24 protein-coding genes are annotated in these 25,035 nt (G+C 61.2%); 18 read left to right on the forward strand and 6 right to left on the reverse strand.

Translation table 11 applies throughout. From position 1 onward, the window contains the following. Positions 1-9: 9 nt before the first annotated feature. Entirely contained in the window at positions 10-309 is a 300-nt protein-coding gene (gene gatC, locus JDW18_RS01370) for an Asp-tRNA(Asn)/Glu-tRNA(Gln) amidotransferase subunit GatC (protein WP_218241999.1), read from the reverse strand. Positions 310-521: 212 nt separating this feature from the next. Between gatC and JDW18_RS01375 the strand changes: the two genes are divergently transcribed. The 4 genes from JDW18_RS01375 (at position 522) to mrdA (ending at position 5,385) form a co-directional block, all read left to right on the forward strand. Then, positions 522-1,565, forward strand: a complete 1,044-nt coding sequence (locus tag JDW18_RS01375) for a rod shape-determining protein (protein ID WP_218242000.1) — start codon at positions 522-524, stop codon at positions 1,563-1,565. Between the two features lie 169 nt (positions 1,566-1,734). After that, on the forward strand, positions 1,735-2,751 hold the full coding sequence (mreC, locus tag JDW18_RS01380) for a rod shape-determining protein MreC (protein WP_218242001.1): 1,017 nt from the start codon (positions 1,735-1,737) through the stop codon (positions 2,749-2,751). After that, entirely contained in the window at positions 2,748-3,266 is a 519-nt protein-coding gene (gene mreD, locus JDW18_RS01385) for a rod shape-determining protein MreD (protein WP_218242002.1), read from the forward strand. Before mreC ends, mreD begins: the two co-directional genes overlap by 4 nt. 166 nt (positions 3,267-3,432) lie before the next feature. Further along, positions 3,433-5,385, forward strand: coding sequence for a penicillin-binding protein 2 (mrdA, locus tag JDW18_RS01390; RefSeq protein WP_218243736.1), 1,953 nt, complete (start codon positions 3,433-3,435; stop codon positions 5,383-5,385). A gap of 34 nt (positions 5,386-5,419) precedes the next feature. Here the strand turns inward: mrdA and JDW18_RS01395 are convergent, their stop codons facing one another. Together JDW18_RS01395 and JDW18_RS01400 are read right to left on the reverse strand one after the other, a co-directional pair. Then, entirely contained in the window at positions 5,420-6,178 is a 759-nt protein-coding gene (locus JDW18_RS01395; RefSeq protein ID WP_218242003.1) for a sulfite exporter TauE/SafE family protein, read from the reverse strand. 456 nt (positions 6,179-6,634) lie between these two features. Next, a complete protein-coding gene (locus JDW18_RS01400; protein WP_218242004.1) occupies positions 6,635-8,365 on the reverse strand; it encodes a GMC family oxidoreductase in 1,731 nt (576 codons plus the stop codon). Between the two features lie 320 nt (positions 8,366-8,685). Here JDW18_RS01400 and JDW18_RS01405 point away from each other — a divergent pair, with 320 nt between their 5' ends. The 5 genes from JDW18_RS01405 (at position 8,686) to JDW18_RS01425 (ending at position 13,083) form a co-directional block, all read left to right on the forward strand. Next, positions 8,686-9,780, forward strand: coding sequence for an MlaE family ABC transporter permease (locus JDW18_RS01405; protein WP_425514762.1), 1,095 nt, complete (start codon positions 8,686-8,688; stop codon positions 9,778-9,780). Between the two features lie 122 nt (positions 9,781-9,902). Next, positions 9,903-10,763: an ABC transporter ATP-binding protein gene (locus JDW18_RS01410; protein WP_246610210.1), complete on the forward strand. Its 861-nt coding sequence runs from the start codon at positions 9,903-9,905 to the stop codon at positions 10,761-10,763. Then, positions 10,763-11,716, forward strand: a complete 954-nt coding sequence (locus JDW18_RS01415; RefSeq protein ID WP_218242006.1) for an MlaD family protein — start codon at positions 10,763-10,765, stop codon at positions 11,714-11,716. The genes JDW18_RS01410 and JDW18_RS01415 overlap by 1 nt, the downstream gene beginning before the upstream one ends. Before the next feature lie 28 nt (positions 11,717-11,744). Then, complete coding sequence (locus JDW18_RS01420; RefSeq protein ID WP_246610212.1) at positions 11,745-12,422, forward strand: ABC-type transport auxiliary lipoprotein family protein; 678 nt, start codon at positions 11,745-11,747, stop codon at positions 12,420-12,422. A 160-nt stretch (positions 12,423-12,582) separates the two neighbouring features. Beyond that, positions 12,583-13,083, forward strand: a complete 501-nt coding sequence (locus JDW18_RS01425; RefSeq protein ID WP_218242007.1) for a hemerythrin domain-containing protein — start codon at positions 12,583-12,585, stop codon at positions 13,081-13,083. Positions 13,084-13,181: 98 nt separating this feature from the next. Here JDW18_RS01425 and JDW18_RS01430 read toward each other — a convergent pair whose 3' ends face one another. Beyond that, a complete protein-coding gene (locus JDW18_RS01430; protein ID WP_218242008.1) occupies positions 13,182-13,829 on the reverse strand; it encodes a MarC family protein in 648 nt (215 codons plus the stop codon). 219 nt (positions 13,830-14,048) lie between these two features. Between JDW18_RS01430 and JDW18_RS01435 the strand changes: the two genes are divergently transcribed. Continuing rightward, the gene (locus JDW18_RS01435) at positions 14,049-14,741 is read left to right on the forward strand and encodes a dienelactone hydrolase family protein (RefSeq protein WP_218242009.1); all 693 of its coding nucleotides are present in this window, start codon (positions 14,049-14,051) and stop codon (positions 14,739-14,741) included. A gap of 201 nt (positions 14,742-14,942) precedes the next feature. Here the strand turns inward: JDW18_RS01435 and JDW18_RS01440 are convergent, their stop codons facing one another. Together JDW18_RS01440 and hemB are read right to left on the reverse strand one after the other, a co-directional pair. Then, positions 14,943-16,139 carry a magnesium transporter CorA family protein gene (locus JDW18_RS01440; protein ID WP_218242010.1) on the reverse strand — a complete coding sequence of 399 codons (1,197 nt, stop codon included), beginning with the start codon at positions 16,137-16,139 and terminating at the stop codon, positions 14,943-14,945. 118 nt (positions 16,140-16,257) lie between these two features. Next, the gene (gene hemB / locus JDW18_RS01445; protein WP_218242011.1) at positions 16,258-17,268 is read right to left on the reverse strand and encodes a porphobilinogen synthase; all 1,011 of its coding nucleotides are present in this window, start codon (positions 17,266-17,268) and stop codon (positions 16,258-16,260) included. 135 nt (positions 17,269-17,403) lie between these two features. Between hemB and JDW18_RS01450 the strand changes: the two genes are divergently transcribed. The 8 genes from JDW18_RS01450 (at position 17,404) to fusA (ending at position 24,999) form a co-directional block, all read left to right on the forward strand. Further along, positions 17,404-17,820 (forward strand): CopD family protein, encoded by a 417-nt coding sequence (locus JDW18_RS01450; protein ID WP_218242012.1) that lies wholly within the window; start codon positions 17,404-17,406, stop codon positions 17,818-17,820. 78 nt (positions 17,821-17,898) lie between these two features. Further along, a complete protein-coding gene (locus tag JDW18_RS01455; protein ID WP_218243739.1) occupies positions 17,899-18,996 on the forward strand; it encodes a VanZ family protein in 1,098 nt (365 codons plus the stop codon). Positions 18,997-19,008: 12 nt separating this feature from the next. Continuing rightward, positions 19,009-19,365, forward strand: a complete 357-nt coding sequence (locus tag JDW18_RS01460) for a (2Fe-2S) ferredoxin domain-containing protein (RefSeq protein ID WP_218242013.1) — start codon at positions 19,009-19,011, stop codon at positions 19,363-19,365. A 187-nt stretch (positions 19,366-19,552) separates the two neighbouring features. Continuing rightward, entirely contained in the window at positions 19,553-20,191 is a 639-nt protein-coding gene (locus tag JDW18_RS01465) for an alpha/beta hydrolase (protein WP_218242014.1), read from the forward strand. A 156-nt stretch (positions 20,192-20,347) separates the two neighbouring features. Further along, positions 20,348-21,520: a D-alanyl-D-alanine carboxypeptidase family protein gene (locus tag JDW18_RS01470; protein WP_218242015.1), complete on the forward strand. Its 1,173-nt coding sequence runs from the start codon at positions 20,348-20,350 to the stop codon at positions 21,518-21,520. 205 nt (positions 21,521-21,725) lie between these two features. Next, entirely contained in the window at positions 21,726-22,103 is a 378-nt protein-coding gene (gene rpsL / locus JDW18_RS01475; RefSeq protein ID WP_012202325.1) for a 30S ribosomal protein S12, read from the forward strand. A gap of 168 nt (positions 22,104-22,271) precedes the next feature. Continuing rightward, positions 22,272-22,745, forward strand: coding sequence for a 30S ribosomal protein S7 (gene rpsG / locus JDW18_RS01480; protein ID WP_218242016.1), 474 nt, complete (start codon positions 22,272-22,274; stop codon positions 22,743-22,745). Between the two features lie 145 nt (positions 22,746-22,890). Next, positions 22,891-24,999 carry an elongation factor G gene (gene fusA, locus JDW18_RS01485; RefSeq protein WP_218242017.1) on the forward strand — a complete coding sequence of 703 codons (2,109 nt, stop codon included), beginning with the start codon at positions 22,891-22,893 and terminating at the stop codon, positions 24,997-24,999. Positions 25,000-25,035 lie beyond the last annotated feature (36 nt).

Consider the following 25,035-nt stretch of genomic DNA (forward strand, 5'->3'; position numbering starts at 1 on the left):
CCTGCGCGTTTACTCGATGACCTTGGGCACGAGGAAGTAACCCTTTTCGGCTGCGGGGGCGTTTTGCATGTTGGCGTCGCGGTTATTGGTCTCGCTTACCAAATCGTCACGTAGCCGTAAGGCGATGTCCTGAATCGCGGCAACTGGATGTGACAAAGGGCTGACGCCTGAAGTATCCACAGCCTGCATCTTTTCGACGATGCCGAAAAAATTGTTTAGTTGCGCGAGCATGCGCTCACTTTCGTCTTGCGACAGTTCGAGGCGGGCCAGATTGGCGATACGCGCAATGTCTTGATCGTTCAGTGCCATAGAAATTATTTAACAGGGCAGCCGCATGTAAAGCAGTGTTTCTAACCCTGACAGTAGAAGTTATTCACAGGGGATACGGTATTATCTCGGCTTTGCCGCAATACCTCCGACCGGCTGGTCATTGTGCAAAAAAAGCCCACCCACCCAGACTCCATTACCTTACACCCCGGCGACGGTTGCCGACGCGCTAGCCGTGCCTGAGAGGACCTTGAATGTTCGGAGCTTTCCGTCGGTACTTCTCCACCGACCTTGCCATCGACCTTGGCACAGCCAACACCCTCATTTTCGCCCGAGACAAGGGCATTGTTCTTGACGAGCCTTCGGTCGTTGCCATCCGCCATGAAGGCGGCCCCCATGGCAAGAAGGTGATTCAGGCGGTTGGCGGCGAAGCCAAGGCCATGCTGGGCAAGGTGCCCGGCAATATCGAAGCCATTCGCCCCATGAAGGATGGCGTGATTGCCGACTTCGTGATCACCGAGCAGATGATCAAGCAGTTCATCAAGATGGTGCATCCACGCTCGGTGCTGACACCCAGCCCCCGCATCATCATCTGCGTGCCCTGCGGCTCCACCCAGGTTGAGCGCCGCGCCATCAAGGATGCAGCCGAAGCCGCTGGTGCCACTGCGGTGTACCTGATTGAAGAACCCATGGCCGCCGGTATCGGCGCCGGTCTGCCCGTGTCCGAAGCTTCGGGCTCCATGGTGGTGGACATCGGCGGCGGCACGACCGAAGTGGGCGTGATCTCGCTGGGCGGCATGGTCTACAAGGGCTCTGTGCGCGTGGGTGGCGACAAGTTTGATGAAGCCATCATCAGCTACATCCGCCGTAACTACGGCATGCTGATTGGCGAGCCTACGGCTGAAGCCATCAAGAAGCAGATTGGCTCCGCCTTCCCTGGCTCCGAAGTCAAGGAAATGGAAGTCAAGGGTCGCAACCTCTCCGAAGGCGTGCCCCGCAGCTTCACCATTTCTTCCAACGAAGTGCTGGAAGCGCTGACCGATCCTCTGAACCAGATCGTCTCTGCCGTGAAGAACGCGCTGGAGCAGACGCCTCCCGAGCTGGGCGCCGACATTGCCGAGCGAGGCATGATGCTGACCGGTGGCGGTGCGCTGCTGCGTGACCTGGACCGTCTGCTGGCCGAAGAAACTGGTCTGCCCGTTCTGGTGGCTGAAGAGCCTCTGACCTGCGTGGTGCGTGGCTGCGGCATGGCGCTGGAGACCATGGATCGCCAGGGCAGCATCTTCACTAGCGACTGATCGCTGGAGAATGTAGAACTCAGCAGCGCGCAGCCCGTATGCGTGCTGCTGGCCCCATTGACCAAACAGGGCTTGAGTCCGTGATACGCCTGCACACCGCGCTCTCTTTTTGCATGTCTTCTTCCCGGGCAGGGAAGCGGGCATCCCTGGTCACGCAAACGGGACGCTCATGACACTGGAAACGCTGGATCATCGTGCGCCATCGCTGTTCAAGCAGCAGGCTTCCCGCACCTCGCAGCTAGCTCTCTACAGCGCCTTGGCGCTGTTTTTGATGGTGGCGGATGCGCGTTTCAAGATCACGGCACCAGTGCGCGCAGCCGTTTCTGCGGCCCTGGCGCCCGTGCAGTGGCTGGTGGCCCAGCCGGTGCAGGCCTACCAAAACGCCAGCCGCTATGCCGAAGTGCAGCAGCAGGCCGTGGCCCGCGAGGACGCAGCGCGCAAGGATCTGGTGGTGATGGCTCAGCGCGCCGAGCTGGCGGAAGAACTGATCAAGGAAAACGAGCACCTGCGCGCCATGCTGGAGTTGCGCGAGCGCACCTTGACCCCCGGGCAGGTGGCCGAGGTGGTCTATGACAGCCCCGACCCCTATACGCGCCGAGTGGTGATCGACAAGGGGCAGGTGGACAAGATTGCGCCGGGCTCCCCCGTGCTGGATGAAAAAGGTGTGATCGGGCAGGTCACACGCGTCTATCCGGCGCGTGCAGAAGTGACCCTGCTGATTGACCGCGATCAGGCCATTCCCGTCTTCAACCCACGTACTGGTGCACGCAGCGTGGCCTATGGCGATGCATCTTCCACGCGTGCCGGTGGGCTGGAGCTGCGTTTCATGCCCAGCAATGCCGATGTACAGGTGGGCGACCTGCTGACCACCAGTGGTGTCGATGGTCTGTATCCCCAAGGGCTGCCCGTGGCCAAGGTGATTACCGTGGACCGCCGGGCCGACTCGGCCTTTACCCGTATTTACTGTGAGCCCGTGGGCAAGGTGCAGGGTGTGCGCCATGTCATGGTGCTGCAGCCGCTGAACCGGGCCGAACACCCCGAAGCCGCAAATATGGCCGCGCAGGCCGAGGCTGAAAAGGCCGACCGCGCAGCTCGGGCGCGCAGCAAGAAGGAAAAAGCGGCTGCCGAAAAAGCCGAAAAAGCAGCAGACAAGCCTGCTGCACAGCCTGCAAAGGACCCCGCATGATCATGCCGCGCGGCCAGCAGCTGTTGCTGCCGGTCAACCCTCTTTTCATCGTTTTTACGCTGCTGCTGGCGCTGATCATCAACATGCTGCCGCTGGGCCGCATTGTCTGGCTGCCTGACTGGCTGATGGTCTTGCTGGCCTTCTGGAGCCTGAATCAGCCCCAGCGCGTGGGCCTGGGCATTGCCTTTGTGCTGGGTCTCATCATGGATGTGGACCGTGGCTCGCTGCTGGGTCAGCATGCGCTGGCCTATACCTTGCTGGTGTATGTGACTGGCTGGATGAGTCGTCGTCTGCTCTGGTTCTCCAGCCCCATACAGGCGCTGCATCTGCTGCCGCTGTTTGCGCTGGCCCATGGCGTGCAGGTGCTGCTGCGTGTGGCGGTGGGTGGCATTTTCCCCGGCCCGCTGATGCTGATTGCACCCGTCATTGAAACGGTGCTCTGGCCCATCGTCAGTGTCCTGCTGCTGGCGCCGCAGCGCCGTGCGCCGGATAGTGACGAAAACCGACCGCTGTGACCATGTTGCTCCCCCTGAGTCGCTTCGCGCCTTCCCCCTCTCTCGCTTCGCGGGAGGGGGACAACAGCATCGCTGCGGGGCGGCCCTTGCTCGCTGTTTCTGAGTTGCGGCAGTGGCAGCTTCACACATCGCTCTCGGTTGAGCGTCGATGCTTGGGATCCCGCAGATGATGGAGATTCGCAATACCGAGGCTGAGCTGCAGCGCTTTCGGCTGCGTGCTGTTGTCATGGGCGGGGTGGTGCTGCTGGCGTTTTGCGTGCTGGTGTCGCGCCTGCTGGTGTTGCAGGTGGAGCGGCATGAGGAGCTGGCCGAGCGGGCCGAGAGCAATCGCACGGCGGTGGTGCCGATTGTGCCTAACCGGGGGCAGATTCTGGACCGTAATGGCGTAGTGCTTGCGAGTAATTACTCCGCTTACACGCTTGAGATTACGCGATCCAAGGTTGAGGATCTGGACGAGACGATTGATGGCTTGTCCGAAATCATGGAGATCACTCCGCGTGACCGGCGCAAGTTCAAGCGGTTGATGGATGACTCCAAAAGCTTTGAGTCCATCCCCATTCGTTCGCGTCTGACGGATGAGGAAGTCGCCAAGTTTGCGGCGCAGCGCTATCGCTTTCCGGGCGTGGATATCAAGGCGCGTCTGTTCAGAACCTATCCAATGAAGGAGACGGCCAGCCACATCATTGGCTATATCGGTCGTATCAATCAAAGGGAAAAAGAAGATATTGATGACTCCGACGACGCGGCTAACTATCGCGGTACCGAAGTCATTGGCAAGCTGGGCGCCGAAAAAAGCTACGAGCAGCAACTGCATGGCCAGACTGGCTGGGAGGAGATGGAAACCTCGGCAGGTGGCCACGCCGTGCGCAAGCTGGGCAGCCGCCCCGCGACGCCGGGCAACAGCCTGCAGCTGTCCATAGACATCAAGCTGCAGAAGATGATTGAAGACCTCTACGGCAACCGCCGTGGGGTGGCGATTGCGATGGACCCGCGCAATGGCGAGGTGCTGGCCATGGTCAGCAAGCCCACGTATGACCCGAATCTGTTTGTCGATGGCATCGACCAGGAGAACTGGAAGGCGCTGAACGAGTCTCTGGATCGCCCCTTGCTCAACCGTTCCATGCGCGGCACATACCCCGTGGGCTCAACCTACAAGCCGTTCATGGGGCTGGCGGGCATGGAAACCGGCAAGCGCACCCCGGGCACGGTGATTCAGGACGGTGGCTCCTGGACTTTTGGGGGGCACACCTTCCGCTCCGGTCACGCGCTGGGGCCGGTTGATCTGGTGCGCGCCATTCAGCACTCCAGCAACGTCTATTTCTACACGCTGGCCAATGAAATGGGCGTGGATGCGATTCACGACTTCATGAAACCCCTGGGCTTTGGCCAGATCACCGGCATTGACCTGCCCGGTGAAGTGCGCGGCGTGCTGCCCAGCAAGGAGTGGAAGCGCAACACCTACAAGCGCGCCGCCCAGCAGCAATGGTTTGCGGGCGAGACGATCTCGCTGGGCATTGGTCAGGGCTACAACAACTTCACCATCCTGCAGCTATCGCATGCGCTGGCTACGCTGGTGAACAACGGCATCAGCAACACCCCGCATGTGGGCAAGGAACTGATCGACTCTGTCTCTGGCACCCGCACGGCCATTGTTCAGCCTGCGCCTGTCAATCTGGGCTACAAGCAAAGCAATGTCGATGCGGTCAAGCGCGGCATGGTGGGCGTGGTGACGGGGGGCACAGGGCGCGCCGTGTTCGGTGGCGCGGCCTATATGTCAGGCGGTAAGACGGGTACAGCCCAGGCCGTGACCGTGGGCCAGAAGGAAAAGTACAACGCCGCGCGTCTGGCCGAATACCAGCGCGACCATTCGCTCTATATCGCCTACGGCCCGGCCGAGAACCCCAAGGTTGCGGTGGCCGTGATTGTGGAAAACGCCGGTTTTGGTGCGGCTGCAGCCGCACCTATTGCGCGCCGCATTCTGGACTACTGGCTGGTGGGCAACTACCCCAGCGAGGCCGACATTGCCGCTGTGCGCATCGGCAAGGCTGGTGCGCCCATTGGTACGCCACGCCGGGTGGAAGATATCTCGGTGCACCCGGAAGAAGAGCCTACGCCCTGATTTTGATAGCGCCTGGCGCTTGTCTTATAAGGGCTTAACGCAGAAAAGCGTCATATCCCGTCTTCAGAATCAGCAGGCTCACCACGCCGATGAAGATGGTGCGCACAAAGCCCGTGCCGTGGCGCAGCGCCATCCAGGTGCCCAGCATGCTGCCCAGCACATTGGCCACGGCCAGCGGCACGGCAAAGTGCCACCACACATGGCCTTTGAGCGAAAACAGCAGCAGCGCCGCAGCGTTGGAGGCCAGGTTCAGCAGCTTGGCGCTGGCCGATGCGTTCAGAAAGTCATAGCCCAGCAGGCGCACGAACAAAAACACAAAGAAGCTGCCCGTGCCGGGGCCGAAGAAACCGTCATAAAAGCCGATCAGCAGACCAATGGCGCTGGCCGTCAGCATTTCGGCGCGGCCAGCCAGACGTGGCTCGTGGTCGCGGCCCAGTTCCTTCTTGGCCAGGGTGTAGAGCAGCACGCCCAGCAAGATAAAAGGCAGCAGCTTGCGCAGAAAATCCGGAGAAATTTCCGTCACAGCCCATGCGCCCGCAAAAGCACCCACCAGTGTGGTGCCAATGGCGGGCAGCAAGGTGGCCCAGGTGATGTGCACGCGTTTGCTGAACTGCCAGGCCGAGATACCTGTTCCCCAGACGGCGGCGCTCTTGTTGGTGCCAAACAGCGTGGCTGGCGTGGTTGTGGGAAAGGCCGCAAACATGGCCGGCACCAGAATCAGGCCGCCCCCGCCCACGATGGCATCCACAAAGCCGGCCAGTGCCGAGGCGAGAGAAACAAGAATCCATTCCATGGTGCAGTGCCCGCAAATAGTGCATGGCCCATGTGCTGAGATCTGGGGCATGCGGGTGATGACCCGGGTGCCGAATTGACCTGGATCGTGCGGGCAAGATTGTCGCACCTCTGAAAGGCATAAAAAAAGCGCCCTGTGAGGGCGCTTTTAAATGCATCTTTGATGCTTTTTTTGAATGTAGATCTGATTGTGTGTCGAGTTGTCTCCTCGGCCCCCCATGCCGCTTCGTAGAGCAGCGAGAGTGGGGAGAATGTAAATGTTGCACCGCACTGGTGCATTGGGGAATTCCCTTGGGTTGCACCAAAAAAATCTGACAAAGAAAGCCGTTGTCTGGACTACAGAAGGTGTCGGATTGAGATTATTCAAAAACGATAGCACTCAGCGCTTTTGTGACAAGCGTTTGACAGATTTGTGACAAAAACGATAAGCAGACATGACTTTCTGGTGAGTTTCGTTTTAAAGGGTGAGCCGGAACAGCACTTCGGGTTCTGCCGCACCGGCTTCTGCGTTCTGTTTGCCATCTTCAAGAATCCAGCCTGCCGCCTTCTCAGCCATCATCAGCGTGGGGCTGTTGGTATTGCCGCTGGTAATGGTGGGCATGGCGCCCGCATCAATCACACGCAAGCCCTGAACGCCGCGCACGCGAAAGCGGCTGTCCAGCACAGCCATGGCATCGCTGTCCTTGCCCATCTTGGTGGTGCCCACGGGGTGAAAGATGGTGGTGGCAATGTCGCCGGCCAGCCGGGCCAGGTCTTCATCGCTCTGATATTGAATGCCGGGCTTGAACTCTTCGGGCTGGTAGCGCGCCAGCGCCGGCTGGCCGACGATGCGGCGCGTCACGCGCAGGCTGTCGGCTGCGACCTGGCGGTCTTCGGCAGTGGATAGGTAGCGCGGCGCAATGGCCGGGGCTTGTCTGAAATCGGCGCTTTGCAGCTGCACCGTACCCCGGCTGCTGGGGTTGAGGTTGCAGACGCTGGCCGTGAAGGCTGCGAAGTCATGCAAAGGCTCGCCAAAGGCGTCCAGCGACAGGGGTTGCACGTGGTATTCCAGATTGGCGTGGGGCTGGCTGGGGTCGCTGCGCGTGAAGGCGCCCAGCTGCGAGGGCGCCATGCTCATGGGGCCGCTGCGCTTGAGGGCGTATTCCAGCCCGATGGCGGCCTTGCCCATCAGGCTGCTGGCCATGGTGTTGAGGGTTTTGGCGCCTTGCACCTTGTAGACAGAGCGGATTTGCAGATGGTCTTGCAGATTGGCGCCCACGCCGGGCAGGTCGCGCCTGACCTCAATGCCGTGGCGCTGCAGCAGATCGCCCGGGCCTATGCCCGAGAGCTGCAGAATCTGCGGCGAGTTGACGGCTCCGGCGCACAGCAGCACTTCGCGCTCGGCATGAACGGTGACCATTTCATCGCCCGTCCAGACTTCGGCACCCGTGCAGCGCTGGCTGCCGTCGGGCAGGTCTTGCAGAATCAGGCGGCTGACCTGGGCATGCGTCCACATCTCGAAGTTGGGGCGGCCATAGCAGGTGGGGCGCAAAAAGGCCTTGGCGGTATTCCAGCGCCAACCGCTTTTCTGGTTGACCTCGAAATAGCCCACGCCTTCGTTGTCGCCGTTGTTGAAGTCGTCCGATGCAGGAATGCCAGCCTGCTGCGCGGCCTGCGAGAAAGCGTCCAGAATGTCCCAGCGCAGGCGCTGGCGCTCCACACGCCACTCCCCATCGCCACCCTGGCTTTTGTTGCCGTGCAGGCGGCGAAATTCCTCGCTGACCTGGTCCACTTGATCGGCGTCCAGCCGCCAGTGGTCCTCATGCTGGCGAAACGCGGGCAGCACCTGGCTCCAGCGCCAGGTGTCATCACCCGTCAGGTCGGCCCATTGCTCATAGTCGCGCGACTGGCCGCGCATATAGATCATGCCGTTGATGCTGGAGCAGCCGCCCAGCGTCTTGCCGCGTGGGTAGCGCAGGCTGCGGCCGTTGAGGCCGGGGTCTGGCTCAGTCTGGTACAGCCAGTCGGTGCGCGGGTTGCCGATGCAGTACAGGTAGCCGACGGGGATGTGAATCCAGTGATAGTCGTCCTTGCGCCCGGCTTCTATCAGCAGCACCCGGTGGTTTTTGTTGCGGGACAGACGGTTGCACAGCAAGGCACCTGCAGTGCCGCCGCCGATGACGATGTAGTCAAAAGTGGTGTCGCTCATGGGCAGAGATCAAGGGGCGGAACAGACGCCACTGGCAGTACCAGTGGCTGATTGATTGTGCTGAGCTGATGCTGGCTGTCGATAGGGAAAGTGCGCTGGCACTCCTGTTTTTGAAGCTGCTTGTGCTTTATGGTTGCGGGGTGGCGCGATTTTTTGATAAAAATTGCATCCCGTTAGAGCACCGCTTGCGCTGCGGGCCTACGCGGTGCAGCCCTTCGCTGACAGTTCTCAGGGCCTGGCCTGGCGCTATGCTGGGCGCTGCCCCGTCTTTGTTTTAGGAAGCTTCTTTGTCCAGCACTGACTCAAATCCTCAATGCCCCATGCAGACCCAGGAAGGGCGGCCGTGGGCCGTGCCTGTGGGCCGCTGGAGTGCCGCAGAGCTGGGGGATCGCACACTCTGGCGCAGGCTGGCTCCGCAGATCAAGGCGGTGCCCGCCAATGCGGGCTGGGATCTGGAGCAGTTGCAGTGGCTGGACCATGTGGGCGCCCAGCTGCTGTGGCAGCAATGGGGCAAGCGCTGGCCCGAGCAACTCAAAATCAATAGCAACCAGCGCGCCATGCTGGAGCGTGTGGCCCGGTTCAGCGAGGTGCCCGAGCCCCAGCCCGCCCCCTCGGGCCTGATGTGCCAGATCAACAATCTGGGCCAGATGGTCATCAATGCGCGTGCGCATTTCATGGGCTTGATCGAGCTGATCGGCCAGTTGCTGCTGGACTGTGTGCGACTGGCGCGCAACCCATTTCGCGGGCCGTGGCGCGATATTTCAGGGCATCTTTACGCAACCGGCGCCACCGCCTTGCCCATTACGGCGCTGGTGGGTTTTTTGATCGGCGTGGTGCTGGCCTATCTGATGGCGCTGCAGTTGCGCCAGTTTGGCGCCGAGTCTTTTATCGTCAATATTCTGGGCATCTCGCTGATTCGCGAGCTGGGGCCGCTGCTGGCCGCCATTCTGGTGGCGGGGCGCAGCGGCTCGGCCATCACGGCGCAGATTGGTGTGATGCGGGTGACCGAGGAGCTGGATGCCATGCAGGTCATGGGCATCTCCAAAGGCTACCGCCTTGTCATGCCACGGGCGCTGGCGCTGGCGGTCTCCATGCCGCTGGTGGCGCTGTGGACCATTCTGGCCTCGCTGGCCGGGGGCATGGTGGCCGCAGACCTGACCATGGACATCACGCCCTCGTACTTTTTTCAGTCGCTGCCTGCCGCGGTCAAGATCGGCAATCTGGGCTTGGCCATGGGCAAGTCCGTGGTGTTCGGGGTGCTGATTGCGCTGATTGGCTGCCACTGGGGGCTGAAGGTGGAGCCCAATACCCAGAGTCTGGGGCAGGGCACGACGGCATCAGTGGTGTCGTCTATCACCATGGTCATCATCGTGGATGCGATTTTTGCCATCCTGTTCCGTAATGTGGGGTTTTAGCATGCGATACCCCCTGAGTCGCTTCGCGCCTTCCCCCTGGGAGGGGGACGACACCCTCGGTGCGGGGCGGCCCTTCCTCGGTGTCGCTTTCTTGGCTTGTGTCGGTTTAAGAGGGGGCGCGCATGGCTGAGACCTTTAAAAACCGCCTGATTGATGGCGCTGTGGGGGGCTATGAGCCGCCGCAGGATAAGGCGCCGCTGGTGCAGGCCAAGGATTTGTGGACCGAGTTTGGCTCCGGCGAGAACCGCTTTGCCGTGCACCAGGATTTGAATCTGGATGTCTACCCGGGCGAGATTCTGACGCTGGTGGGCGGCTCGGGCACGGGCAAGACGGTGCTGCTGCGCCAGATTCTGGGTTTGCTGTCGCCCTCTCGCGGCACGGTGACGATTGATGGGCGGCCTTCGAGGGAGGTTATCAGTGGCGAGCTGGCGGCCAGCCATGTGGGCATGCTGTTCCAGCAGGGGGCGCTGTATTCGGCCTTCAATGTGCTGGACAACATTGCCTTTGCGCTGCGCGAGCAGGGCACGCTGCCCGATGCAGTGGTGCGCGATGCCGCCATGGTCAAGTTGCAGATGGTGGGCCTCAAGCCCGAGCACGCCACGCGCATGCCGGCTGATCTTTCGGGCGGCATGATCAAGCGCGTGGCGCTGGCGCGTTCGCTGATGATGGACCCGCCCCTGCTGCTGCTGGACGAGCCTACGGCGGGGCTGGACCCCAAGGGCTCGGACGAGTTCTGCGAGCTGCTGCGCGACATTCATGACGAGCTGGGCCTGACCGTCATCATGGTCACCCACGATCTGGACACGCTGTTTGCGCTGTCCACACGGGTTGCCGTGCTGGCTGAAAAGCGCGTGCTGGTGACGGGTGCACCACGCGATGTGGCCCAGGTCAAGCACCCGTTTATCGAACATTTCTTCCAGGGAGAACGTGGCCGCCGCGCCATGGCCCCGGTGCAAGGCGGCGCGGCCGCAGAGGAAAGCTGATGGAAAACAAGTCCCATGCCATGGCGGCCGGCATTTTTGTGCTGGTCGTCGCAGCCCTGCTGGCAGGGCTGGCCGTCTGGCTCACGCGTGACAACCGCGAATACCAGCTCTATGAAATGTCCACCAAGGACGGGGTCAGCGGCCTGCAGCCTCAGGCCACGGTGCGCTACAAGGGCGTGCCTGTGGGCAAGGTGGTGCGCATCAGCTTTGACCCGCAGATTCCGGGCAATGTGCTGATCCGCATTGCCGTGGGCGAGAACACGCCCGTCACCCCCGCAACCTATGCCCAGCTGGGCTATCAGGGTGTGACGGGCCTGGCCCATATCCAGCTTGACGATGACACCAAGCTGCCGCAGCAGCTCAAACCCGGCCCCAGCGGCCTGCCGCGCATGCCCATGAAGTCTTCGCCGCTGAACATGCTGGCCGACCAGGGCCCGGTGCTGCTGGAGCGTGTGGATGAAATCTCTCGCCGCCTCAATGCCATGCTGGGAGACGACAACCAGAAGCGGGTCAGTGAGTCTCTGGAAAACATTGCTGCTGCCGCAGGCAGCATCAATGAGCTGGCAGGCACCATGAACAAGGCCGCTGCTGGCTTGCCGCAGATTACGGCGGATGCCCATCAAACTTTGCAGTCGCTGACCAGAGCGGGCAATTCCGCCTCGGGTGTGGCTGGTGAGCTGCAGCAGACCGTGCGCCGCATCAACGCGCCTGACGGCCCGCTGCAGCAGATTGCGGCAGGCACGCAGTCGCTGACCGTGGCCGCTGATGCACTGGGCCGCAGCACCCTGCCTCGCGTCAACCGCGCAGCAGACGATTTTTCGCGCGCTTCGCGCAGCCTGAGCAATATGGCCAGCCGCATTGGCGACAACCCGCAGTCCGTGCTCTACGGGCAAGGCGTGGGCCAGCCCGGCCCGGGCGAGCCGGGCTTCACCGCCCCTACCCCTGCGCACTGAACTGGCAGCGTCTTCTACAGGAACTCTTATGGCTCAAGCTATGAACGTCTCAACAAGTCTGCTGCGCGCGGCGGGTCTGTCTGCCGCAGCGCTGGTGCTGGCCGCTTGCTCGGCGCTGCCCACACCGCCCGTTCAGCCCACTCGCTACGACCTGGGCGTGACCGATACCACCGTGCCCGCGGCAACGGCAGCCGCCCCCAGTGTGGCGCCGCCCCCGCTGGTGCTGGCAGAGGTGCAGACCCCTGCCGGGTCTGACAACTCCACCGCCATGCTCTACCGCCTGAGCTATGCCGACAACCAGGAGCAGCGCGCCTATCAGCATGCGCGCTGGACCTTGCCGCCTGCCCAGATGCTGGAGCAGCGCTTGCGCACCCGTCTGGCGCTGGAGCGACCTGTGCTTTCGGAGAAAGACAACCTCAGCCCCAACCCCAATGACTCGCGAGCGCTGGGCCTGCTGAGGCTGGAAATTGTGGAATTCAGCCAGGTCTTTGACAGTGCCAGCAGCAGTCAGGGCGTGGTGCGCGTGCGTGCCAGCCTGATCGGCCAGGACCGTCGTGGCGGCAATGTGCTGCTGGGCCAGAAGCTGTTCAGCGCCCAGACCCCGGCTGCCACTGGCGATGCAGCCGGTGGTGCCCGTGCCATGGCCGTCAGTGTGGACAGGCTGACCATTGATCTCAGCAACTGGCTGCAGAGTCAGGGCCGATAAGCTCGCTGCTGCACTCCCAGGCCCTGCAATGCAGGGCTTTTTTGCGGGCGATTGATCTGCCCGGGTCCTGTGGCGCGGCTTTGCTGATGTGGGTCAATGGGCGCGGGCGTCTATCTTTCTAAGCTGCGACTTCCGCAACTCGCAAAGCAAAGGAATCGCAATGGCCAGCTTGGAATGGACTGCTGCTCTGGTGTTGGACCTGCCCGCCATGGATTCGGTGCATGAAGAATTTGTCACTTTGCTGGCGCAGGTAGAGGCGGCTGATGATGCACAGCTATGCCATCTTTGGGACGAGCTGATCACGCATACCCAGCACCACTTTGACCAGGAAGACCGCTGGATGCAGACCACAGGCTTTGCCACCGGCAACTGCCACAGCCAGCAGCACAAAGTGGTGCTGGCCGTCATGCGCGAAGGCGCGGCCAAAGGAGCAGAGGGCGATCTGGGCACCATTCGCCACATGGCCGCAGAACTGGGCCCCTGGTTCAGCCACCATGCCCAGAACATGGACGCCGCCCTGGCCCTGCACATGCGCCGCGCAGGCTTTGACCCTGTCAGCGGCGAAGTGCTGATGCCCGAAGCCCTGCCTGCCGAACCCATCACTGGATGCGGCGGCGCCTGCAGCACTGCAGAGCACAAGGAAGAAGCTGTAGCCGCCTGAAACCGGCGCACCCCAACCCAGTGGCACCGAGCAAGAGCCGCCTCGCGGCGAAGGTGCCGTCCCCCTCGGGGGGAAGGCGCGAAGCGCCTCAGGGGGGGCTATGGATATATCGCCGGCGAAGCCAAGATAGGAAAGATCTTGACCAGCCCGCCCGCCATCACCTCAATGGCCAGCGCCGCCAGAATCAGGCCCATCAGCCGGGTCATCACGTTGATGCCGGTCTTGCCCAGCACACGGGCAATCGGGTCGGCCAGCGAAAAGCAGACCACGACTGCAATGGCCACCACCACGCCATAGCCCACCAGCGCCACATGCTGCCAGATGGTGCGCGCCTGGTCGGCATAAATCACGACGGTAGACATGGCGGCTGGCCCCGTCAGCAGCGGTATGGCCAGCGGAACCACGGCAATGCTGTTGCCCTCAGCGGCTTTTTCGGCCGCAGCTTCCAGTGTGGGGCTGTGCGGGCGGTCTTCTGCGGGGCGCGAATTCAGCATATTCATCGCGCTGATCAGCAGCAGCAGACCGCCGCCCACCTGAAAGCTCTGCAGCGAGATATTGAAGAACTGCAGAATCTGCAGACCCAGCAAGGCACACACCGCAATCACGCAGAACGCCGCAAAGGCGGCGGTGTGAATGGTTTGCTTGCGCTGCTGCGGGCTGAAGCCTTCGGTGTAATGAATGAAGAAGGGGATGATGGCCAGCGGGTTGATGATGGCCACCAGCGTGATGAGGGGCTTGAGATCCATTACAGACCACCTTCAAAAAAATCGATCGCAACGGCTGGGTAAAAAAGCGGCTCGGGCACAGGAAGCTGGCGAGATTTCATGGCAGCGTGGCGTGTGAAAGAATGGCTGGATTGCCGGGGCAGCGCTGCCATTACAGCACTCGCTTGGCGATTTGCGTGTAATTGCCGCAAAGCGCGCACCGGCTGTACGACTTGTGCAACAAAAACAGGAGCTAGAACAATGGGCAGCTTTGTCGAACTGACCGCCGTGGACGGCGTGAAAATTCCCGCTTATGTGGCCATGCCTGAAGGCACGCCGCGTGGCGCCATCGTGGTGCTGCAGGAGATTTTTGGCGTGAACTCGCACATTCGCTCCGTCGCCGATCGCTACGCCGCCCAAGGCTATGTGGCCGTGGCACCAGCCATGTTCCAGCGCGTGCAGCCCAATGTGGAGCTGGGTTACACCGAGGACGATATGAAGCAGGGCTTTGCCCTCAAGACTGCCGTGGAAAGCCTGCCCGTACCTGGCGCACTGCGCGATGTGGAAGCCGCTGCGGCCTACGCTGGCGAACAGGCGCAGGGCGGCAAAGTGGGCGTGGTGGGCTTTTGCTGGGGCGGCCTGATGACCTGGCGCACGGCCTGCAACCTGAGCAGCGTCTCGGCAGCGGTCTGCTACTACGGCGGCGGCATGACAGGCGAGCAGGAAGCCAACCGCCAGGCGCTGGTGCCAACGCTGGCGCACTTCGGCAGCAAGGATCACTACATCTCGCTGGAATCTGTCGAAGCCTTCAAGCTGGCCCAGCCCAAGGTGGAAGTGCATGTCTATGAAGCCGACCACGGCTTCAACTGCGACCAGCGCGGCTCTTACAACGAAGCTGCTGCAGCGTTGGCAGGTGAGCGCACTCTGGCCTTCTTCAAGCAGCACATAGGTTGATTGCTGGACTGATAAAAGTCAAAAACAGTAGCTGCTAGCACTTTAACCATAAGCACTAGCCGCTATTTTTGTTCAAATTACAGAGTGAGCCACAAGGCGCGGCCCAAAAAACAGAGACACCGAGCAAGGGCCGCCCCGCAGCAAAGGTGTCGTCCCCCTCCCGAAGAGAGAGGGGGAAGCCGCAAAGCGGCTCAGGGGGTGTTACTCCCGTTCTTCACTTTCAAGGTACCGCCGCCGCCAGAAGTAAGCCACCAGCACCACGGTGATGACGACCATGGCCACCAGTGCCCAGATAAAGCCGTCCTTTTTGTGCACAAAGGGAATGAACTCGAAGTTCATGCCAAAGATGCCCGCCATCAGGTTCAGCGGCAGAAAGATGGCGGTCACCGTAGTCAGCGTGCGCATGATGTCGTTGGCACGGTTGCTCTGGGCCGAGAAGTGCATTTGCACGGCGGTCTCGGCGCTTTGCTCCATGCGGTGAATATGGTGGGTCACGCGCTCTATGTGCTCCAGCACGTCGCGTGAGCGCACGCGCAGCAGCTCGCGCTCATGCTGGCGGGCGGGCGTGCTCTCTGGCGGCCAGCCTTCCAGCGCTTCCGTCCAGTCCTGCATGGCGGCGCGCTGGTCTTCGCAGATTTCATCGAGCTGGTGCAGCGCCAGGCGCACATCCAGCACGCTGGCCCAGTTGCTGAAGCGCTTGTTGGGCTTGAGCAGCGCCATCTGCCAGTGGTCGATCTGGCGCGTCAGCGTGCGGCGCAGGTCCAGATAGCCATCCACCATGCCGTTGACCATGCGCAGCATCAAGTCGGCAGGCTCGACGGGCATCTTGCTGCTTTGCTGGCGGCCATCGGTTTTGCCGGGGCCGGTGATGAGGCGCTGCCAGAAGTTCTCCATCACAAAACAGCCGTCGGGGTGTACGGACAGCAGCACATGGTCGTACAGCGCAAAGCCCACAGGCTGGGTTTCCACGCGCTGCAGCACGGGGGCATCCGCCGCTGGCTGAGTGTGGGCCGGGCGGTGCGATGCGGGAGCGCTGCTGATGGCAGGCGCAGGGCTGGAACTGGTCGCAGGCGAAGCTGGGATTGCGCTGGCTGCTATGGTTTCATGTGTGCCATTGAGCGGCGGCAGATGGGCATTGGCCAGCCTGCGGAACACCAGAATGTCGTACACCGAGGTGTAGTCATAGTTCGAGGGCAGGGTGGGGTTGAGCAAGTCCGAGACATGCAGGTCCACCAGTGGCGAGCCGCCAATCTGCGTCAGCATGTGCTGAATGGCGGGCAGCTGGCTCTCCAGTTCCGCACGGGTGCAGGAAACCCAGTAAAAGCCGGTCATGGGCTCCTGCGTGGGCAGGGCTTCGACAGGCTGGGCATAGAGCGGAGAAATGTGCAGAACGCGCATGGCAGGGCTGGAATAAAGAAACGGCCCGGAAGAAAGCTCCCGGGCCGTGAAATCATGCCTGAAATGGCTTTGAGCGCAAGCGTATCAAGCGCTTGCAGCTATCAAAACCATTGTCGTCTTACAGGCCGCGCAGCTTCTTGGCAGCGTCAATGGCGAAGTAGGTCAGGATGCCGTCGGCACCGGCGCGCTTGAAGGCCAGCAGGGCTTCCATCATCACGGCGTCGTGGTCCAGCCAGCCATTGGCGGCAGCGGCCTTGAGCATGGCGTACTCGCCCGACACCTGATAGGCGAAGGTAGGAACCTTGAACTCGTCCTTGACGCGGCGCACCACGTCCAGGTAGGGCATGCCGGGCTTGACCATGACCATGTCTGCGCCTTCGGCGATGTCCTGGGCTACTTCGCGCAGGGCTTCGTCGGTGTTGGCGGGGTCCATCTGGTAGACGTTCTTGTCGGCCTTGCCCAGGGCGCCACGGGTGCCCACGGCGTCGCGGAAGGGGCCGTAGAAGGCGCTGGCGTACTTGGCGCTGTAGGCCATGATGCGGGTGTAGATATGGCCTTGCAGTTCCAGCGCTTCGCGGATGGCGCCGATGCGGCCGTCCATCATGTCGCTGGGGGCCACCATGTCCACGCCAGCTTCAGCGTGATTCAAAGCCTGGCCGACCAGCACTTCCACGGTCTCATCGTTGAGGATGTAGCCGGTCTCGTCCAGGATGCCGTCCTGGCCGTGGCTGGTATAGGGGTCCAGCGCCACGTCGGTCATCACGCCCAGATCCGGAAATTCCTTTTTGAGCGCACGCACCACGCGGGGGATGAGGCCGTCGGGGTTCAGGGCTTCCTTGCCGTCCGGGGTCTTGAGGCTGGCGTCGATATTGGGGAACAAGGCCATCACGGGGATGCCCAGCTTCACGCATTCTTCGGCCACGGGCAGCAGCAGGTCCAGGCTGACGCGGTCCACGCCGGGCATGGAGGGCACCGCTTCGCGGCGGTTCGTGCCTTCGTGCACAAACACCGGGTAGATGAAGTCATGGGGCGTCAGCACGCTCTCACGCACCAGGTTGCGGGTAAAGGCATCGCGGCGCAGGCGGCGGGGGCGATTCTGGGGGAAGGGTGTAGGGCTGGACAGATGCATGGGGAAAATTGTGCCCCATTCAACATGGCTTGGCTTGCCAGTGCGCGACTAACCCACGTTGGCTGTCACTTTGCTGCCTCGTAAAGCCAGCGTCTGCAACAGGCGCTGCGGCCCTGCGCGCTTTACACTGACTGCATGCTCTGGGTCAAAGCCTTCCATATCGTCTTCGTAGCCAGCTGGTTTGCTGGTCTGTTCTATCTGCCGCGTATCTTCGTCAACATCGCCATGGTCACGCCGGGCTCGGTGGCCGAGCGCGAGCGCCTGCTGCTGATGGGGCGCAAGCTGCTGCGCTTTACCACCATGCTGGCCGTGCCCGCACTGGGCCTGGGCCTGTGGCTGTGGCTGGGCTGGGGCTTCAACGGCGGCTGGCTGCATGCCAAGCTGGCCGTGGTGCTGCTGGTCATTGGCTACCACCACAGCTGCGCGGTGCTGCTGCGCAAGCTGGCAGACAACACCTGCCACAAAAGCCATCGCTGGTTCCGCTTCTATAACGAGGTGCCGGTGCTGCTCTTGATCGCTGCCGTGATTCTGGTGGTGGTCAAGCCGTTCTGAACGTATTGATTGCCGGGAGCTGTCTTGTCTGAATCTTCGGTGCCCGAAACGGCCCGCCCGTCGGTGCCAGTGATCTCCATGCGCCATACCTCGGCCTGGCCGCTGGCGCTGGTCTATTCGCTGCTGATCGTATTTGCCAGTCTGTTCCCTTTTGACGGCTGGCGTGCGCAGGGCATAGACCCGCGGGTCTTTCTGTTCGCCAAGATTCCGCCTCCGTACTGGACCTGGTTCGACGTCAACACCAATATCGTCGGCTACGCGCCGCTGGGCTTTTTTCTGGCGCTGGCGCTGATGCGCTCGGGCAAGCCCGTGGTGGCCGTGCCGCTGGCCTTCGTCTGCGGCACGCTGCTGTCGCTGTGCATGGAGTTTTTGCAGATCTACCTGCCAAGGCGGGTGCCGTCCAACCTCGATCTGGTGCTGAACGCAGGCGGCACGCTGATAGGCGCACTGCTGGCTGCGCTGCTGGAAAAGCTGGGCGCCGTCTCGCGCTGGAGTGCGTTTCGCGGCAAATGGCTGGGCGAGGACGGGGCGGGCGTGCTGGTGCTGCTGGCGCTGTGGCCGTTTGCGCTGCTGTTTCCGGCAGCCGTGCCTTTTGGTCTGGGTCAGGTGCTGGAGCGGCTGGACGAAACCCTGCAGGATTTGCTGCTGAATACGCCGTTTGAGGAATGGCTGCCGCTGGGTGACTTTGCGATGACACCGCTGTCGCTGGCGTCCGAAATGCTGTGCGTGATGCTGGGCCTGTGGATTCCCTGCCTGCTAGCCTATTGCGCCGTGCGCCATATGGGGCGGCGGGTGCTGGCGGTTGTGGTGCTGGTATCACTGGGTGTGGGTGTGACGGCCCTGTCTGCCGCGCTGAGCTGGGGCCCGGCCCATGCCTGGGAATGGGTGGACCTGCCGGTGCGCCTGGGCATCTGGGGTGGGCTGGGGCTGGCCATTATTTCGTTGCCAGCCTCACGCCGTATCTGTGCCGTGCTATTACTTTTGGTGCTGGTGCTGCACCTGAGCATCCTCAACCAGGCGCCCACCAATGTGTATTTCGCCCAGACCTTGCAAGCCTGGGAGCAGGGGCGTTTCATCCGCTTTTATGGTCTGGGTCAATGGCTGGGCTGGCTCTGGCCTTACGTGACACTGGCCTATGTGGTGGTGCGCGCCTCGCGTCGTCAACAGCCTGCCTAGAATGACTCCACTATGAGTGACACCCAAAGCCCAAACAACGCCGGTGGCTACTACCAGCGCCATATCTTCTTCTGCCTGAATGAGCGTCCCAATGGCGAGGATTGCTGCGCGCTGCATGGCGCCAAGGCGGGCTTTGACCACTGCAAGAAGCGCGTCAAGGAAGAAGGCCTGGCGGGCAAGGGGCAAGTGCGTGTGAACAAGGCCGGTTGCCTGGACCGCTGTGCTGGCGGCCCGGTGGCAGTGGTTTATCCCGAAGCCGTCTGGTACACCTTTATCGACGACAGCGATATCGACGAAATCGTTGAGTCCCACCTCAAGAATGGCAAGGTGGTCGAGCGTCTGGTGTTGCCGGATAGCGTGGGTAGATAAGGCTCCCCCCTGAGCCGCTGCGCGGCTTCCCCCTGAGGGGCGACGTGCAACGGGACGGCAGCATCGCTGCGAGGCGGCTCTTGCTCGCTGCCCCTTTGTTGGGGTGTGCTTGTTCGAGGAACTTTAGGTATTTTTAGGTGTCAGCCTAATAACAGCAAGCGCTGGTAGCTATAACTAGGATAGCGTAGTGAATTCTCAGACTGAACGACTGACCTTGACTGGCAGCGCTGGTGCCATTGAAGCCCTGCGCGATGCGCCGCAGCTGGCCGAGGGGCAAAGCCCCAAAGGCGTGGCCATCATTGCCCACCCTCATCCGCTGTTTGGCGGCACCATGGACAACAAGGTGGTGCAGACCCTGGCGCGGGCCTTTGTGCAGGCGGGCTATACAGCGGTGCGTTTCAATTTCCGTGGCGTAGGTGCCAGTGCCGGCGAATATGACGCTGGCAAGGCCGAGCTGCAGGATCTGCTGGCCGTGGTGCAGCAGGTTGCCCCCGAAGGCCCGATTGCCCTGGCAGGTTTTTCCTTTGGTGCGTTTGTCACCAGCCATGCGCTGGCCCAGCTGTGGCCTGAAGGCCGGGTGCAGAAGGCGGTGCTGGTCGGCACGGCCGCCAGCCGCTTCGACGTGGCCCCGGTGCCTGCGGATGCGCATGAAAAAACGCTGGTCATTCACGGCGAGGCGGATGACACCGTGGAGCTGTCCGCCGTCATGAACTGGGCGCGCCCGCAGATACTGCCTGTTACCGTGATCCCGCAAGTCGGGCATTTCTTTCACGGACAATTGCCTCTGCTCAAGAGCCTGGTGGTGCGCCACCTGCAATCCCAATAAGCATCTGCATGGACAGACTGCCACGACGAACGTGAACCTTTCGCAGCGTCTTGGTTTTTCCTATTTTCATAGCGCCAAGCCAAGGTCTATCCTTGGCTTTGGCCGTTCTGGCGGTAAATCACCGCACTTACCTTTGCTTTAGCGAGAGTCGTCTTTATGAAGCCCATCTATTCCACACTGCGTGTTCTGGCCGTTGCTGCCGCTGTGGCGCCTGTGTTTGCCATGGCTCAGGTGGCTGCCCCTGTGCCTCCCGAAATTGCTGCCCGTAACTACCTGCTGGTGGATGTCACCGCCGGTCAGGTGCTGGGCGCCAAGGATGTCGATGCTCCGGTCGAGCAGGCATCGCTGACCAAGCTGATGACTGCCTATGTGGTGTTCGATGCCCTGCGTGCCAAGAAAATCACGCTGGAGCAGAAGATGCCCGTGAGCGAGCGTGCCTGGAAGATGCCCGGCTCGCGCATGTTCATCGACCCCAAGATGCAAGTGCCCGTCAATGACCTGGTCAGCGGCATGATCATCCAGTCCGGCAACGACGCCACCATGGCGCTGGCCGAGGCGGTGGGCGGCACGGCCGAAAACTTCGTCAAGATGATGAATGACCAGGCCAAGGCCCTGGGCATGAAGAACACCTCGTACAAGAACCCCGAAGGTCTGACCGAACCCGGCCACCTGACCACGGCGCGTGACCTGTCCATCCTGGCGCAGCGCCTGATGCATGACTTCCCCGAGTACATGCACTACTACGCCACCAAGCACTACGCTTACCCAGGTACCCCAGCATCGAACGGCAACAACCGCAATGCGCTGCTGTTCCGCGACCCCACGGTGGATGGCCTGAAGACCGGCCACACCAATGCCGCAGGCTACTGCCTGGTGGCCACTGCCAAGCGCGATCTGCCCAACGTCGGCCAGCGCCGCCTGCTGTCCATCGTGCTGGGTACGGCCAGCGAAAAGGCCCGCGCCAACGAAAGCCAGAAGCTGCTGAACTGGGGCTATACCGCCTATGACGCCGTCAAGCTGTTCGATGCCGACCAGCCCGTGGCCACGCCTGCCGTCTGGAAGGGCGCTGCCAATGCCGTCAAGATCGGCCGTGCCGGTGGCCCCATTGTGGTGACTGTGCCTGCTGGCAGCGGGGGCAAGCTCACGACCGAAGTGGTGCGCCAGGACCCATTGCTCGCTCCCATCACCAAGGGCCAGTCCATGGGCACCCTGAAGGTGAAGATGGGCGCCGACACTGTGGCTGAAGTGCCGCTGGTGGCGCTGGAGGCCGTCGAGCAGGCAGGCTTCTTTGGCCGTCTGTGGGACACCATCCGCCTCTGGATCAAGTAAGTCTTTTGCTCTGGCGCCACGCAGCGCCAGAGCCTCATCTCTGATGAAATTTTCGGCAGCCCGGCTGGGGCTATTGCAGGGCAGCAGTTGTGCTGATCTTTGCAAGCTGGTACAGTCGAGGGCTTTTCGGAATTTCCGAAGGGATTCACGTTTTCGTTTTCCAGCGAGGGAAACGAAGAAAATTCACGTTTAGGGACGTTTATTAATGCCAACCATTAACCAACTCGTGCGTCAGGGCCGCACGGTAGAAGTTGTTAAATCCAAGAGCCCTGCTATGGAAAACTGCCCCCAACGCCGTGGCGTGTGCACCCGTGTGTACACCACCACTCCTAAGAAGCCTAACTCGGCTCTGCGTAAGGTGGCCAAGGTTCGTCTGACCAACGGTTTCGAAGTGATTTCGTACATCGGCGGTGAAGGCCACAACCTGCAAGAACACAGCGTTGTGCTGGTTCGCGGCGGCCGTGTGAAGGACTTGCCAGGTGTGCGTTACCACATCGTGCGCGGCTCTCTTGACCTGCAAGGCGTCAAGGACCGTAAGCAGTCCCGCTCCAAGTACGGTGCCAAGAAGCCTAAGGCTAAGTAATCAGCCCTGGTTTTTTGAAAATAAACGGTGTTTGATTCGCCTGACTGGCGCGGTCAAACGTAGTGACCCGAAGTGCAAATTGTTTGCATGGGTCGAGTAAGTGAGAGTTTTGAATAGCTCTCGCGGTATCTGAAAAGATGCCAACTGAAGCAAAGATAGAGGTAAAAAATGCCACGTCGTCGCGAAGTCCCCAAACGTGAAATCCTGCCGGATCCTAAGTTCGGCAATGTAGAGCTGTCCAAATTCATGAACGTGATCATGGAAGGCGGCAAGAAGGCAGTTGCTGAGCGCATCATTTACGGCGCTCTGGAACTGATCGAGAAGAAGCACCCAGGCAAGGATCCTCTGGAAGCCTTCGTGGTTGCTATCAACAACGTCAAGCCCATGGTGGAAGTGAAGTCCCGCCGCGTGGGTGGTGCTAACTACCAGGTGCCAGTGGAAGTGCGCCCTGTCCGTCGTCTGGCTCTGGCCATGCGCTGGATCAAGGAAGCTTCGCGCAAGCGCGGTGAGAAGTCCATGGCTCAACGCCTGGCCAACGAACTGCTGGAAGCCACGGAAGGTCGTGGCGGCGCCATGAAGCGTCGTGACGAAGTGCACCGTATGGCCGAAGCCAACAAGGCATTCAGCCACTTCCGCTTCTAATCGGAATCTCGCTCGAGATACAGGGCCGCATGCAACAACTTGCTGCGGCCTTGTGTCGATTCTGAGCGCCCCCATATAGAGCTGCTGCCTCCTGCGCACAATGCGGGGCCGGCAGTACTCCCATACGATCAAGCAAGGATCCATCATGGCTCGCAAGACCCCCATTGAGCGCTATCGCAACATCGGTATTTCCGCTCACATTGACGCAGGTAAGACAACCACCACAGAACGTATCCTGTTCTATACCGGTGTGACCCACAAGCTGGGCGAAGTGCACGACGGCGCTGCCACCACCGACTGGATGGAACAAGAGCAAGAGCGTGGTATCACCATCACTTCCGCTGCAGTGACCTGCTTCTGGAAGGGTATGGATCTGTCGTACCCCGAGCACCGCTTCAACATCATTGACACCCCCGGCCACGTTGACTTCACGATTGAAGTTGAGCGCTCGATGCGCGTGCTGGACGGCGCTTGCATGGTCTATTGCGCTGTGGGTGGCGTGCAGCCCCAGTCCGAAACCGTGTGGCGTCAAGCTAACAAGTACAAGGTGCCTCGTCTGGCCTTCGTGAACAAGATGGACCGTACTGGCGCCAACTTCTTCAAGGTCTATGAAGGCATGAAGACTCGCCTGAACGCGAACCCTGTGCCCGTGGTAATCCCAATCGGCGCTGAAGACAACTTCAAGGGCGTGGTCGATCTGGTCAAGATGAAGGCCATCATCTGGGACGAAGCTTCCCAGGGCATGAAGTTCGAATACCAGGACATCCCTGCTGAGCTGGTGGAAACCGCCAACAAGTGGCGTGAAAACCTGGTTGAAGCCGCTGCTGAAGCCTCTGAAGAGCTGATGAACAAGTACCTGGAAGAAGGTACTCTGACTGAAGAAGAAGTGAAGCTCGGCGTGCGTACCCGTACTCTGGCCACCGAAATTCAGCCCATGCTGTGCGGCACTGCGTTCAAGAACAAGGGTGTTCAGCGCATGCTGGACGCCGTGATCGACTATCTGCCCGCTCCTGTGGACATCCCTGACGTTACCGGTACTGATCCCGATGACGAAGAGAAGAAGCTGGCACGTAAGGCCGACGACAACGAGAAGTTCTCTGCTCTGGCATTCAAGCTGATGACCGACCCGTTCGTCGGTCAGCTGACTTTCGTGCGCGTTTACTCCGGCGTTCTGACCAAGGGCGACACCGTCCTGAACTCGGTCAAGGGCAAGAAGGAACGTATCGGCCGTATCGTTCAGATGATGGCTAACGAGCGTATCGAAATTGAAGAACTGCGCGCTGGCGACATTGCCTCCTGCGTGGGTCTGAAGGACGTGACCACTGGTGAAACCCTGTGCGATATCTCTGCACCTATCGTGCTGGAGCGCATGGTGTTCCCTGAGCCTGTGATTGCACAGGCTGTGGAACCCAAGACCAAGTCCGACCAGGAAAAGATGGGTATCGCTCTGTCGCGTCTGGCTGCAGAAGATCCTTCCTTCCGCGTGCGTACCGACGAAGAATCCGGTCAGACCATCATCGCCGGTATGGGCGAGCTGCACCTGGAAATTATCGTTGACCGCATGAAGCGCGAATTCAACGTGGAAGCCAACGTGGGCAAGCCCCAGGTTGCCTACCGCGAAACCATTCGCAGCACGGTCAAGGACGTGGACGGCAAGTTCGTTCGTCAGTCCGGTGGTAAGGGCCAATACGGTCACGTGGTGTTCACGGTTGAACCTCAAGAAGCCGGCAAGGGCTTCGAGTTCGTCGACGCCATCAAGGGCGGTGTGGTTCCTCGCGAATACATCCCTGCAGTGGAAAAGGGTGTGATCGAAGCCCTGACTTCCGGCGTGCTGGCTGGCTACCCCGTGGTGGACGTGAAGGTCACTCTGACCTTCGGTTCGTACCACGATGTGGACTCGAACGAAATGGCGTTCAAGATGGCCGCTATCTTCGGTTTCAAGGAAGCTGCCAAGAAGGCCAACCCCGTCATCCTGGAACCCATGATGGCTGTGGAAGTGGAAACGCCCGAAGACTACGCCGGTACCGTGATGGGCGATCTGTCCTCGCGTCGCGGCATGGTGCAGGGTATGGACGACATGGTCGGTGGCGGCAAGGCCATCAAGGCTGAAGTGCCTCTGTCCGAAATGTTCGGCTACGCCACTTCGCTGCGCTCCATGACTCAAGGTCGTGCCAGCTACACCATGGAGTTCAAGCACTACGCTGAAGCTCCTCGTAACGTGGCCGAAGCCATCGTTGCAGCCCGCGCCAAGTAATTGACGCAGCTTTGACGAATCGGTCATAATCCCCGG

This window comes from Comamonas fluminis, assembly GCF_019186805.1.
Taxonomy (GTDB): Bacteria; Pseudomonadota; Gammaproteobacteria; order Burkholderiales; family Burkholderiaceae_C; genus Comamonas; species Comamonas fluminis.

Bases quoted from the DNA above. Each gene is read 5' to 3' on its own strand.
- JDW18_RS01400 (WP_218242004.1), bottom strand. From the start codon at position 8,365: ATGAGCGACACCACTTTTGACTACATCGTCATCGGCGGCGGCACTGCA.
- JDW18_RS01415 (WP_218242006.1), top strand. From the start codon at position 10,763: ATGGAAAACAAGTCCCATGCCATGGCGGCCGGCATTTTTGTGCTGGTC.
- rpsL (WP_012202325.1), top strand. From the start codon at position 21,726: ATGCCAACCATTAACCAACTCGTGCGTCAGGGCCGCACGGTAGAAGTT.
- mreD (WP_218242002.1), top strand. From the start codon at position 2,748: ATGATCATGCCGCGCGGCCAGCAGCTGTTGCTGCCGGTCAACCCTCTT.
- JDW18_RS01375 (WP_218242000.1), top strand. From the start codon at position 522: ATGTTCGGAGCTTTCCGTCGGTACTTCTCCACCGACCTTGCCATCGAC.
- mrdA (WP_218243736.1), top strand. From the start codon at position 3,433: ATGATGGAGATTCGCAATACCGAGGCTGAGCTGCAGCGCTTTCGGCTG.
- rpsG (WP_218242016.1), top strand. From the start codon at position 22,272: ATGCCACGTCGTCGCGAAGTCCCCAAACGTGAAATCCTGCCGGATCCT.
- mreC (WP_218242001.1), top strand. From the start codon at position 1,735: ATGACACTGGAAACGCTGGATCATCGTGCGCCATCGCTGTTCAAGCAG.
- JDW18_RS01435 (WP_218242009.1), top strand. From the start codon at position 14,049: ATGGGCAGCTTTGTCGAACTGACCGCCGTGGACGGCGTGAAAATTCCC.
- JDW18_RS01440 (WP_218242010.1), bottom strand. From the start codon at position 16,139: ATGCGCGTTCTGCACATTTCTCCGCTCTATGCCCAGCCTGTCGAAGCC.
- hemB (WP_218242011.1), bottom strand. From the start codon at position 17,268: ATGCATCTGTCCAGCCCTACACCCTTCCCCCAGAATCGCCCCCGCCGC.
- JDW18_RS01455 (WP_218243739.1), top strand. From the start codon at position 17,899: ATGCGCCATACCTCGGCCTGGCCGCTGGCGCTGGTCTATTCGCTGCTG.
- JDW18_RS01395 (WP_218242003.1), bottom strand. From the start codon at position 6,178: ATGGAATGGATTCTTGTTTCTCTCGCCTCGGCACTGGCCGGCTTTGTG.
- JDW18_RS01450 (WP_218242012.1), top strand. From the start codon at position 17,404: ATGCTCTGGGTCAAAGCCTTCCATATCGTCTTCGTAGCCAGCTGGTTT.
- fusA (WP_218242017.1), top strand. From the start codon at position 22,891: ATGGCTCGCAAGACCCCCATTGAGCGCTATCGCAACATCGGTATTTCC.
- JDW18_RS01470 (WP_218242015.1), top strand. From the start codon at position 20,348: ATGAAGCCCATCTATTCCACACTGCGTGTTCTGGCCGTTGCTGCCGCT.
- JDW18_RS01405 (WP_425514762.1), top strand. From the start codon at position 8,686: ATGCAGACCCAGGAAGGGCGGCCGTGGGCCGTGCCTGTGGGCCGCTGG.
- JDW18_RS01460 (WP_218242013.1), top strand. From the start codon at position 19,009: ATGAGTGACACCCAAAGCCCAAACAACGCCGGTGGCTACTACCAGCGC.
- gatC (WP_218241999.1), bottom strand. From the start codon at position 309: ATGGCACTGAACGATCAAGACATTGCGCGTATCGCCAATCTGGCCCGC.
- JDW18_RS01420 (WP_246610212.1), top strand. From the start codon at position 11,745: ATGGCTCAAGCTATGAACGTCTCAACAAGTCTGCTGCGCGCGGCGGGT.
- JDW18_RS01430 (WP_218242008.1), bottom strand. From the start codon at position 13,829: ATGGATCTCAAGCCCCTCATCACGCTGGTGGCCATCATCAACCCGCTG.
- JDW18_RS01425 (WP_218242007.1), top strand. From the start codon at position 12,583: ATGGCCAGCTTGGAATGGACTGCTGCTCTGGTGTTGGACCTGCCCGCC.
- JDW18_RS01410 (WP_246610210.1), top strand. From the start codon at position 9,903: ATGGCTGAGACCTTTAAAAACCGCCTGATTGATGGCGCTGTGGGGGGC.